This is a genomic window from Pseudokineococcus marinus (assembly GCF_013004605.1).
Classification (GTDB): domain Bacteria; phylum Actinomycetota; class Actinomycetes; order Actinomycetales; family Quadrisphaeraceae; genus Pseudokineococcus; species Pseudokineococcus marinus.
On the sequence record NZ_JABEMA010000096.1, the window covers coordinates 1 to 10,918 of the forward strand.

Consider the following 10,918-nt stretch of genomic DNA (forward strand, 5'->3'; position numbering starts at 1 on the left):
GTCGAGCGCCGCGCGCAGCAGCACGCCCGTCCCGAGCGTCGTGGCCTCCCGGGGGCGCGGCGCGACGTCCGCGACGCCGGGGAGCCCGCTGGCGGCGGCGAGCTCGACGACGGCGGTGGAGCCGTCGGGCGAGAGCGCCCAGCCCGCGCGGCAGGGGCGGCCCAGCGCGTCCGTCGCGACGCTCTCGCGCGGGCTCGCCCCCCAGGCGTCGGCGAGGCAGGCGGTGGTGCCCTCGCCGCCGTCCGCCACGGGCAGGACGGCGACCTCGGCGCCCGGGGCGGCGGCGCGGACGCCCGCAGCGACCGCCTCACCCGCCTCCCGGCTGCCGAGGGAGCCCTTGAAGGAGTCGACGGCGATGACGACGCGCACGGTCGGACGCTACCGGCGGCGCAGGTCCGGCGTGCTGGCGCGCAGCACGACCTCGCCGCGGACCCGCACCGTGCGGGGCCCGCCGCCCTCCTCGTCGAGCAGCAGCTCGACGGCGCGCTCGCCGATCTCCTGCAGCGGCAGGCGGACCGTCGTCAGCGCCGGCGTGACGTCCCGCAGCGTCGAGATGTCGTCGAAGCCGGCGACCGCCACGGCGCCGGGCAGGTCCACGCCCCGCTCGCGCAGCGCGGCCATGGCGCCGACGGCCATGACGTCGTTGACGGCCAGCACGCAGCCGCGGTCGAAGCCGCTGTCGAGGAGCCGGTGCATCGCCGCGTGCCCCCCGTCGCGGGTGAAGTCGCCGTGGAGGACGAGGTCGTCGACCACCCGCCCGCCGCCGGCCGCCGCGCCCGCGCGGAAGCCCGCGAGGCGGTCGCGCGCCGTCAGCAGCCCGGGCGGGCCGGCGAGCACGGCGAAGCGCTCGTGGCCGCGCTCGGTGAGCGCCCGCACCAGGGCCTCGGCCCCCTGCTCGTTCTCCACCACGACGGTGTCGACGGGGAGCGACTCCTGGCTCACGAGGACGGCGCGGCCGCCCGAGGCCTCGAAGGCGGCGACCTCCTCGGCGAGGCGCGCCTGCACCGCCGCGTCGTCCGTGCGCGAGCCGACGACGACGACGGCGCTGGCGCGCTGCCCGCGCAGGGCCGCCACGTGCTGGGCCTCCTTGGCGGGGTCGCGCCCCGTCGTGCCGATGGTGACGACGAGGCCGCGCTGCTCGGCGCCGCGGACGACGCCGGCCGCCATCGTCGAGAAGTACGGGTCGGCGATGTCCTGGACGACGAGGCCGAGCACGCTGGTGCGCCCGCGGGCCATCGCCTGCGCCGGGCCGTTGGCGGTGTAGCCGAGCTGCGCGGCCGCGGCGAGGACCCGGGCGTGCAGGTCGGGGCGGACCTTGCGCGCGCTGCCGTTGACGGCGCGCGACGCCGTGGCCAGCGAGACGCCCGACGCCCGAGCCACGTCGCTCAGCGTCACGGGGGACCGGCGGTCCGGCGTCGCGGCCGGCGCGTCGCCGCTCGCCGGGGGGGTGCTGCGGGTGTCGGTCATGGCACCTCCAGGGGAGACCGTGCCCCACCGTCCCAGAGGACCTCGACCCGCCGCCCCTCGACGCGCACGGCGGGCCGCTCGTCGGCCTCCCCGCCACCGTCCCCGTCGGCGTCCTGCCCGGCGAGGCGCACCAGGGCGACGACGAGCGCCGCCCCCGCGGGGCGGTCGCCCTCCGGCAGGGGCGCGTCGACGTGGGGGACGGCCACGTGCCGCCCGAGCGGTGACGTGCCGCTCTCGCGGTGGACGCCCGACAGGATCGCGTCGGCGCGGGCCGCACCGCTCGCCGCGACGAGCTCCACGGACGACACCAGCCCCGCGGCGGTCACGGCCGCGAGGTGGGCCCCGCCCGACGGCGCGTCGTGCCGGGCGGGTGGTTCCTCGCCGGCCAGCGGCCACCCGGCGACGCGCACGGCCGTGGGACGGACCTCGTCCGGGGCCGCCGCGTCGACGGCGACCACCCGCACCTCCCACGACCCCCGCACGAGCGACGTCGTCCGCACCCGAGGCCCCCGACGCACGCGGCCGCTGCGGCCGCTCGCGTGGTCGGGCGACGTCACGTCCGCGTCGTCGACCCACTTGGCGCGGACCGACGAGGAGCCCCGCAGGGCGACGCCGTCGTCGAGGAGCTCCTCGACGTCCATGCCGCTGCGGTGGCTCGGGGCGCCGCCCTCGTCGAGCAGGCAGGCCGCGGAGTCCGCGGGCGCCGTCGTCGTCGGCCCGGTCAGCGGGGGGCTCGTGGCGGTGGAGTAGCCGAGGCGGGCGTAGAGCGGGGCGTCGGTGCGGTCGTCACCGGGCAGGGCGTGGTCGGTGCCGTGGTTGAGGACCCGGACGACGCCGTCGGCGCGGGTCCCGCTGACGAGCCACCCGGGCGCGCGCACGAGGCGGCGCACGTCGCCCGCCTCCACGGGCAGCGGCCCCTCGACCTCCGTCCAGACGGGGTGGTCGGTGGGGAGGAGCAGCCCGTAGAAGCCGGCCGCGGCCCAGTAGGTCGACCCGGGCCCGGTGTAGTCCTGCTTCATGGCGGGGAAGGGCCCGTGCCAGCCGAGGCTCAGCAGCCCCTGCTCGTCCAGGCAGCCGTGGGCGAGGAAGTGCTGCAGCTGACCCGTGGCCGCGCGCCGCAGCACCCCGGGGGCGACGTCGCCGGCGCCCGTGGCCGCGGCCACCCACAGGGGCGCGGCGGCCGCCATCCGGTAGACGAGGCTGCGCCCCTGGAGCAGGGGCGAGCCGTCGGCCCCCTCGAGGGCGACGGCGTCCTCGAGGTAGCGGCCGAGGCGGGTGCGCCACGCGCCCTCGACCTCGGGGTCGGGGAGCAGGTGCGGGGCGCTGCGGCGCGCCTGCGCGGCCCACAGGTGCGGGTAGTAGTGCAGCGCCCAGCCGCCGTAGTGGTCGAAGGCCCGCTCGTCGCCGTCGGAGAGCCAGCCGTCCGCGCGGGTGAAGGTCTCGTGGCGGGCGAGGGTGTCGCGCAGGCCCTCGGCGGGCACCTCGCGGCCCTCGGCGACGAGGAAGGTCTCGACGACGGCGCGGAACCACACCCAGTTGATGGGCGGGTAGTCCTGCCCGACGCAGGTGGCGAACCAGTCGAGCACCCGCGCCCGCTCGTCGGCGGCCAGGTGCGCCCACAACCAGGGCCGGGTGAGGTCGAGGGCGAGGGCGAGGGAGGCCGCCTCGACCCGCGCCTGCGCCAGCTCGTCCGGCCGCGGCCAGCGGTCGGGGCGGGCGGGGTCCGTGCCGACGAGCAGACCCTCGCGGTAGGACGCGAGGAAGCCGTGCGGGTCCGCGCCGCCGTCGCCGGCCACGCGCACCGCGGCCAGCACGAAGGAGCGGGCGAAGGCCTCGAGCGCGTCGCTGCCCGGGCCGTAGCGCGAGGCCGGTCCCGGGAGCGCGAAGCCGGCGTGCCCTCCGCCCGACGAGCCGGTGGCGCCCGCGAAGGGGCGCAGGCTCCCGAGCAGGTGGTCGGCCACCGCGGCCCAGTGCTCACGACCCCAGCCGGTCCGCGGCGAGCGCTCCCGGTCCGGCGGGGGGAGCGCCACCTGGGCGCCCGCCCGCGCGGCCGCCTCGAGGGCCCGCGCCCTGGCGTCGTCCACCTGCTCGTCCACCCGTCCGTCGACCACCGGCCCGGCCTCCTGCCCGCCACGGCGCCGCACCGGTGCGGGGACGAGACGTCCTTGACCGGGTGCCGGTGCCTGCCTATCGTGAGGAAAGCGCTATCCAACCACGGCCGGGGCAGCGAGCCCGTGCCGCCCGTCGCCGCTGCCCCGCAGCGGCGTCCGTCCCCGCGCCGAGGAGGCCACCGATGTCCACCCGCACCCTGCGCATCGCCATGAGCGGCGTCACCGGCCGCATGGGCTACCGCCAGCACCTCGTGCGCTCGATCCTGCCCATCCGGGAGGCCGGGGGCGTCGTCGCGCCGGACGGCTCGCGCGTGCAGGTCGAGCCCGTGCTCGTCGGGCGCAGCGAGGACAAGCTGCGCGAGCTCGCCGCCCGCCACGGCGTCGAGGAGTGGACGACCGACGTCGACGGCGTGGTGAACGACCCGTCGGTGGACGTCTACTTCGACGCGCAGGTCACCTCGCGCCGCGCCGCCGCGCTCACCGCCGCCATGAAGGCCGGCAAGCACGTCTTCACCGAGAAGCCGACCGCGGAGACGCTCGACGAGGCCGTCGACCTCGCGCGCCTCGCCATGACGACCGGCGTCACCGTGGGCGTCGTCCACGACAAGCTGTACCTGCCGGGGCTCGTCAAGCTCCGCCGCCTCGTCGACGAGGGCTTCTTCGGCCGGATCCTCTCGCTGCGCGGGGAGTTCGGGTACTGGGTCTTCGAGGGCGACGGCCAGCCCGCCCAGCGGCCCAGCTGGAACTACCGCGCGGAGGACGGCGGCGGCATCACCGTCGACATGTTCTGCCACTGGAACTACGTGCTCGAGGGGATCCTCGGCCGCGTCGAGACGGTCACGGCCCGGACGGCCACGCACATCCCGGCGCGCTGGGACGAGCAGGGCCGCGAGTACGCGGCGACCGCCGACGACGCCGCGTACGGCATCTTCGACGTCGAGGGCGGCGTCGTCGCCCAGATCAACTCCTCCTGGGCGGTCCGCGTCTTCCGCGACGAGCTCGTCGAGTTCCAGGTCGACGGCACGCACGGCTCGGCCGTCGCCGGCCTCAACCGGTGCGTCGCCCAGCACCGCTCGCACACGCCGATGCCGGTCTGGAACCCCGACCTCCCGGTGACGGAGCCCTTCCGCGACCAGTGGCTCGAGGTGCCCGCCAACGCCGAGCTCGACAACGGCTTCAAGCGCCAGTGGGAGGAGTTCCTCCTCGACGTCGCCGCCGGGCGGCCGCACCGCTACGACCTCGCCTCCGCCGCGCGGGGCGTCCAGCTCGCCGAGCTGGGGCTCCGCAGCTCCGCCGAGGGCCGCCGCCTCGAGGTCCCGGAGATCGTGCTGTGACCGCCCTCGCCACGGGGGCCCCCGCGAGCGGCGCCCCGACGAGCGGGGCGACGGCCGAGCCGCTGGGCCCCCGGGCCGGCACCGGCCTGGTCCTGCGGCTGCCCGACGCCTCCGGCGCCCTCGTCGAGCACGAGCTCCGCGAGCCCGTGCGCTGGACCCGGCCCGACGGTCCGCCCGCCTCGCGGCGGGCCTACGCGGCGGCGCACGTCGTCCCGCGGGCCCTCGCCGACAACGTCCCCGGCGCGCCGGCCGACGTCGACTGGGACGCGACCCTCGCCTACCGGCACGAGATCTGGTCGCACGGCCTCGGCGTCGCGGACGCCATGGACACCGCGCAGCGCGGCATGGGCCTCGACTGGGCGGCCGTCCAGGAGCTCGTGCGCCGCTCGGCGGCCGAGGCGGCCTCCGTCGGCGGGCTCGTCGCCTGCGGCGCGGGCACCGACCAGCTCGACCTGGCTGCGCTGCCCTCCGGGCGCGCGGGCGTCCGCGCCGTGCTCGACGCCTACCGCGAGCAGGTCGACCTCGTGGCCGGCGCCGGCGCCACCGTCGTCCTCATGGCCTCGCGGGCGCTCGCCCGCGTCGCCGAGGGACCGCAGGACTACCTCGACGTCTACGGGACCCTGCTCGACGAGGCCCCGGCGCCCGTCGTCCTGCACTGGCTCGGGCCGATGTTCGACCCGGCGCTGGCCGGGTACTGGGGCTCGGGCGACGTCGCGACGGCGTCGGACCTCGTCGCGGGGCTCATCGCGGACCGGGCCGCGAAGGTCGACGGCATCAAGATGTCGCTGCTCGACGCGGCCCCCGAGCGGGCCCTGCGCGTGCGCCTCCCCGAGGGCGTGCGCATGTACACGGGCGACGACTTCAACTACCCCGAGCTCGTCGTCGGCGACGCGGGCGGGCACTCCGACGCGCTGCTCGGGATCTTCGCGGCGGTCTACCCGGCGGCGTCCGAGGCGCTGCAGGCGCTCGACGCCGGCGACGACGCCCGTGCCCTCGCGCTGCTGGCGTCCACGCAGGAGCTCGGGCGGCACGTCTTCGCCGCGCCCACGTCGTCCTACAAGACGGGCATCGCCTTCCTGTCGTGGGTCAACGGGCACCAGCCGGCCTTCGCGATGGTCGGCGGGATGCACGCGGCCCGCTCGCTGCCGCACCTGGCGCGCACCCTCGTGCTCGCCGACGAGGCCGGGCTCCTGCGCCACCCGGCCCTCGCGGCGGCGCGCGTGCGCGGCCTCCTCGCCGTGGCGGGGGTGGAGGCGTGAGCGCGCCGGTGCGGGAGGGGGGGCTGGTCGACGGGCGCCCCGCCGACCTGGCCCGGCTGTCGCTCAACACGGCGACGACGAAGCGGTGGACCCTCGAGCAGGCCGTCGAGGGCGCCGCCCGGGCGGGCCTGCCCGCCGTCGGCCTGTGGCGCGACCGCGTCGAGGAGGCCGGCCTCGAGCGGGCCGCCCGCCTCGTGCGCGACGCGGGCCTGCGCGTGTCGAGCCTGTGCCGCGGCGGCTTCCTCACCGCCGCCGACCCGGCCGGGCGGTCCGCCGCCCTCGACGACAACCGCCGCGCCGTCGAGGAGGCCGCGACCCTCGGCACGCGCGACCTCGTCATGGTGCTCGGCGGCCTGCCGGAGGGGGACCGCGACCTCCTCGGCGCGCGCGCCCGCGCCGCCGACGCGCTCGCCGAGCTCGTCCCCCACGCGCACGAGCACGGCGTCCGGCTGCTGCTCGAGCCGCTGCACCCCATGTACTGCGCCGACCGCGCCGTGCTCTCCACGCTCGACCAGGCCCTCGACGTGGCCGGGGCCCACCCCGCGCAGGACGTGGCGGTCGTCGTCGACACCTTCCACGTCTGGTGGGACCCGGAGCTCGAGGCGGCGGTGGCCCGCGCGGGCGCCGAGGGCCGCCTCGGCAGCTACCAGGTGTGCGACTTCCTCGTGCCCATCGCCGAGGACCCCCTGCTCTCGCGGGGGATCATGGGCGACGGCGTCGTCGACTTCGCCCCCGTGAGCCGCTGGGTCGCCGCGGCGGGCTACGGCGGTGACGTCGAGGTCGAGGTCTTCAACGCCGAGGTCTGGGCGAGCGACGGGCACGAGGTGCTCGCCCGCGTCGTCGAGCGGTACGCCGAGCTCGTCCTGCCGCACCTGTGACGCGCCCCGCCCCGCCGGTCGACCCGCGGGGCGGGCGCACCTCAGGCGAGCCGGTCGTACACCTGCGACGTCACCGGGCGCAGCAGCGGCAGCCCGGCGGCGAGCCGCTCGACCTCCTCGACCGCTCCGTCCCCGAGCCGCAGCAGCTCCGAGCCGAGCGCCCCCGCGACGTGGGGCGTGAGGAGCACGCCGGGCAGGTCCCACAGCGGCGAGGACGGGTCCGGCACCTCCGGCTCGGTGACGTCGAGGACCGCCGAGAGCCGCTCGGCGACGAGCTCGGCGACGAGCGCCGCCTCGTCGACGAGGCCGCCGCGCGCGGTGTTGACGAGCACGGCCCCGTCGGGCATGAGCGCCAGCCGCCGCGCGTCGAGCATGCCCCGGGTCGAGGGCAGGAGGGGTGCGTGCAGGCTGACGACGTCGCTCGTGCGCAGCAGCTCGTCGAGGTCGACGAGCTCGGCCCCGAGCGCGGCCGCCTCGCCCGCCTCGAGCGTGGGGTCGGCGAGGACGACCTCGAGGTCGAAGGGGCGCAGCAGCTCGAGCAGGCGCCGGCCGACCACGGACGCGCCGACCACGCCCACGCGCCGGGCGTGGACGCCGTGGGAGGACAGGAGGTCGCGCACGTCGACGGCGCCGCGCGCCTCCCGGTAGCGCCGCTGCGCCACGAGGACGCCCTTGAGGGACAGCAGGATCGTCGCGAGCGCGTACTCGGCGACGGGCAGGGCGTTGAGCCGCGCCTGGCTCGACACGAGCACGCCTCGCCCGACGACGCCCGCCGTGACGACCGGCCGCACCGACCCGGCGCTGTGGACGACGGCGCGCAGCCGGGGCGCGGTCGCGAGCACCTCCTCGTCGAGGAGGTCGGTGCCCCAGCCGGTCACGAGGACCTCGGCCTCGGCGAGGGCCGCCGTCGCCGCGGGGGAGCGGTGGTCCGCCGGCGTCGGGTGGACGTCGACCTCGCCGACCGCCGCCAGGCGCTCGCGCGCGGCGCGCGAGAAGAAGCGGCCGGGGAGGGGCTCCGGGAGGGCGAGGAGGATGCGCACCCCCGCATGCTAGGGAAAGCGCTCGCCATGGGCGGACGACGAGGCCGCGTCCCGGCACCCGCCGGGAGCGCAGCAGGAGGAGGGCGGCGGTGACGAGGTCGGCGGGGACGGCGGGGGCGGCGGCAGCGGAGGAGCTCGACGACGGCAGCGGTCAGGACGGTCCCCACGGGCGGGGACCGGTCGGGCGGGAGCCGGCCGAGGCGGGCGTCGACTGGCAGCCCTGGACCTACGGCGCCGGCGGCGAGGAGGAGCGACGGGCGCAGGAGCGCGTCCAGGAGCGGCTGCGCGAGCGCCACCCCGGGTGGAGCCTCGGCGACGGCGTCTTCGTCAGCGCGCTCGCGGCGCTCGACGCCGACGAGCTGGTCCTCGGGAGCCGCTCCTACGTCGCCGCCCACGCCCACGTCACGGGCTCCGTGCGCACGGGGGCGGACTGCTCGCTCAACGCCTCCTGCGCCGTCCGGGGCGACGTGCGCCTGGGCGACGGCGTCCGGGTGGGCGCGCACGCCGCGATCCTCGGGTTCAACCACACGACCACGGACCCGGACGTCCCCGTCTTCCGGCAGCCGCTCGTCTCCCGCGGCGTCGTCCTCGGCGACGACGTGTGGGTGGGGTCGCACGTCGTCGTCCTCGACGGGGTGCGGGTCGGCTCCCGCGCCGTGCTCGCGGCGGGCGCCGTCGTCACGAAGGACGTGCCGCAGGGCGCCGTCGTGGGCGGCAACCCCGCCCGGCTCCTCAAGTGGCGCGTGCCGCCGACCGCGGCCCCGGAACCCGAGCGGCTCGCCGAGCGCCTGCAGCGCTTCGGCGACCGCGCTCGGGCGGACGGCGAGCGCGTGCTCGCCCGCTGCTGGCGGCCCACCGCCCCGGGGGCGCGCGGAGGAGGGGCCGGGTGGTTCACCGACACGCCCGGCGCTCCGGTGACCGTGCGCGCGCAGTGCGACGCCGTCGAGGTCGCCGACCTCCTCCTCGGCGGCCCGCCGCCGCAGCTGCCCGCGGCCGACCAGGCCGCGCGGCTCGTGGCCCTCCAGGACCCGGTGACCGGTCTGGTCCCGCGCGTCGACGACGACGGCGTCCCCGCGCCGTCGCCCCCGGACCTCGACGACGAGGCCGCGATGTACCACGTCCTGTGCACGGGCTACGCGCTCGACCTGCTCGGGTCGGCCCCCGAGCACCCCGTCGCCGCGGTGGCCGCCCTCGACGCCGACGCCCTCGTCGCGCGCCTCGACGCGCTGCCCTGGCACGGGCGGGCCTGGTCGGCGGGCGCGTGGGTCGACGCCGTGGCCACCGCCCTGCACCGGGACCGGGCACGGGGGCCCGCCGCCCACCCGGGAGCCGCCCCGGCGCTCCTCGGCTGGCTGCTCGAGCGGGCCGACCCCGTGACCGGCCTGTGGGGCGGCGCTCGCGCGGGCGAGGGCGCGCTGCAGACGGTCAACGGCGCCTACCGGGCGGCCCGGGGGAGCCTCGGCCAGTGGGGGCTCCCGCTCCCCCACCCCGCGGCGGTCGTCGACAGCGTGCTCGCGCACGCCGCCGACCCCCTCGTCACGGCCCCGCGCCGGCAGGACGCCTGCGCCGTCCTGGACGTCGCCTGGCTGCTGCGCGCGGCGGGCCGCTCGACCGACCACCGGCGCGAGGAGGTGCGCGCTCTCGCCGCGCGCCTGCTCGACGACGCTCTGCCCCGGTGGCGCCCCGGCGAGGGCTTCGCCTTCCGCGCCGCCGACGACGTCCCCGGCCTGCAGGGCACGGAGATGTGGCTCGCCGTCGTCCACGAGCTGGCCTCGCTGCTCGACCTCCAGGAGGCGCTCGGGTACGAGCCCCGCGGCGTCCACCGACCGGGACCGCGCTGAGCCCGGCGCTCCTCAGGCGCCCTCGCCGCGCCCTCGCCGGGGCGCCGCGTCAGCGCGCGTCGCCCGGCCGGGCGGGCGGCGCGGCGGTCGAGGCCCGCACCCGCAGGGCGGGGCTGACCAGCACCCGGTGCGCCGGGCGGGCGGGGTCGGCGACGCGGGCCGCCAGCAGCTCCACGGCGGCGCGCCCGACGGACCGGCGGGGCGGACGGACCGCCGTGAGGGGCGGCTGCACCAGGGAGGCGACCTCGTCGTCGTAGGCGACGACCGACAGGTCCTCCGGCACGGACAGGCCGCGCGCCTCCAGGCGCGCGACGAGGGCGACGGCCTCGGCGTCGGCGTGCGCGAGGACGGCGGTGGTGCCCGTGGCCAGGCACCGCTCGACCACCTCGTCGAGCGCGGCCCCGAGGTCGGGCGAGCGCGTCGAGGGCACCCACCGCTCGAGGTCGTCCGGGCGGTGGAGGCCGGCCTCGCGCAGGGCCTCGGCCCAGCCCCGCTGCAGGTGGGGGCTGGTCGGGCTCTGCTCCGTCGTGACGAGCGCCACCCGCCGGTGGCCCAGCGCGGCGAGGTGGCGCACCGCCATGGCCGCCCCGAGGACGTGGTCGGTGACCACCGACTCGACGACCGCGGCGTGCGGACCGGTCGTCGCGCTGCGCTCCAGCAGGACCAGCGGCACCCCCGTGCCCACGAGCCAGTCGACCGTGCTCGCCGCGCTCGGCGCGTCGGTCCGCAGCGCGACGAGGAGCCCCGCGACGCCGCTGTCGAGCAGCAGCGCCAGCTGCGGGCGCTCGTCGACCGCCTCGTAGGACGACGCGCGCAGCACCACCTGCGTCCCCAGCGCGGCGGCCGCCTCCTCCGCGCCGCGGAGGACCTCGGGCCAGTAGTAGTCCAGCGACGGCACCAGGGCGCCGAAGCGCCGAGGACGGGCCCCGCCCGTCCGCTCCCCGGCGCCCGCGGGCGCGGTCGGCGCGCCGGCGGCCGGCCGGGCGTC

Annotated in this window: 9 protein-coding genes; 4 read left to right on the forward strand and 5 right to left on the reverse strand. The window is 78.4% G+C overall.

Translation table 11 applies throughout. From position 1 onward, the window contains the following. From HLB09_RS08200 to HLB09_RS08210, 3 genes are all read right to left on the reverse strand, one after another. Positions 1-369 (reverse strand): glycerate kinase (locus HLB09_RS08200; RefSeq protein WP_171202905.1); only part of this gene is annotated, 369 nt, incomplete at its 3' end. Positions 370-378: 9 nt separating this feature from the next. Continuing rightward, positions 379-1,467, reverse strand: a complete 1,089-nt coding sequence (locus HLB09_RS08205) for a LacI family DNA-binding transcriptional regulator (RefSeq protein ID WP_171202906.1) — start codon at positions 1,465-1,467, stop codon at positions 379-381. Then, entirely contained in the window at positions 1,464-3,578 is a 2,115-nt protein-coding gene (locus HLB09_RS08210; protein WP_212770762.1) for a DUF2264 domain-containing protein, read from the reverse strand. The genes HLB09_RS08205 and HLB09_RS08210 overlap by 4 nt, the downstream gene beginning before the upstream one ends. A 182-nt stretch (positions 3,579-3,760) precedes the next feature. On the opposite strand from HLB09_RS08210, the gene HLB09_RS08215 reads away from it, so the two are divergent. The 3 genes from HLB09_RS08215 to HLB09_RS08225 all read left to right on the forward strand — a co-directional run bounded on the left by HLB09_RS08215 (position 3,761) and on the right by HLB09_RS08225 (position 7,049). Continuing rightward, positions 3,761-4,912: a Gfo/Idh/MocA family protein gene (locus HLB09_RS08215; protein WP_171202907.1), complete on the forward strand. Its 1,152-nt coding sequence runs from the start codon at positions 3,761-3,763 to the stop codon at positions 4,910-4,912. A gap of 86 nt (positions 4,913-4,998) precedes the next feature. Beyond that, positions 4,999-6,171, forward strand: a complete 1,173-nt coding sequence (locus HLB09_RS08220) for a dihydrodipicolinate synthase family protein (protein WP_171202912.1) — start codon at positions 4,999-5,001, stop codon at positions 6,169-6,171. Then, on the forward strand, positions 6,168-7,049 hold the full coding sequence (locus HLB09_RS08225) for a sugar phosphate isomerase/epimerase family protein (protein WP_322790084.1): 882 nt from the start codon (positions 6,168-6,170) through the stop codon (positions 7,047-7,049). Before HLB09_RS08220 ends, HLB09_RS08225 begins: the two co-directional genes overlap by 4 nt. Positions 7,050-7,090: 41 nt before the next feature. Here HLB09_RS08225 and HLB09_RS19910 read toward each other — a convergent pair whose 3' ends face one another. After that, positions 7,091-8,089 (reverse strand): hydroxyacid dehydrogenase, encoded by a 999-nt coding sequence (locus HLB09_RS19910; RefSeq protein ID WP_171202908.1) that lies wholly within the window; start codon positions 8,087-8,089, stop codon positions 7,091-7,093. A gap of 89 nt (positions 8,090-8,178) precedes the next feature. Between HLB09_RS19910 and HLB09_RS08235 the strand changes: the two genes are divergently transcribed. After that, on the forward strand, positions 8,179-9,930 hold the full coding sequence (locus tag HLB09_RS08235) for an acyltransferase (RefSeq protein ID WP_171202909.1): 1,752 nt from the start codon (positions 8,179-8,181) through the stop codon (positions 9,928-9,930). Positions 9,931-9,979: 49 nt separating this feature from the next. Here HLB09_RS08235 and HLB09_RS08240 read toward each other — a convergent pair. Then, positions 9,980-10,918: LacI family DNA-binding transcriptional regulator (locus tag HLB09_RS08240; protein ID WP_171202910.1), on the reverse strand; the 939-nt coding region annotated here is incomplete at its 5' end.

What these genes read in the sequence shown, in the direction of transcription:
- HLB09_RS08205 (WP_171202906.1), bottom strand. Translation starts at nt 1,467, where the DNA reads ATGACCGACACCCGCAGCACCCCCCCGGCGAGCGGCGACGCGCCGGCC.
- HLB09_RS08215 (WP_171202907.1), top strand. Translation starts at nt 3,761, where the DNA reads ATGTCCACCCGCACCCTGCGCATCGCCATGAGCGGCGTCACCGGCCGC.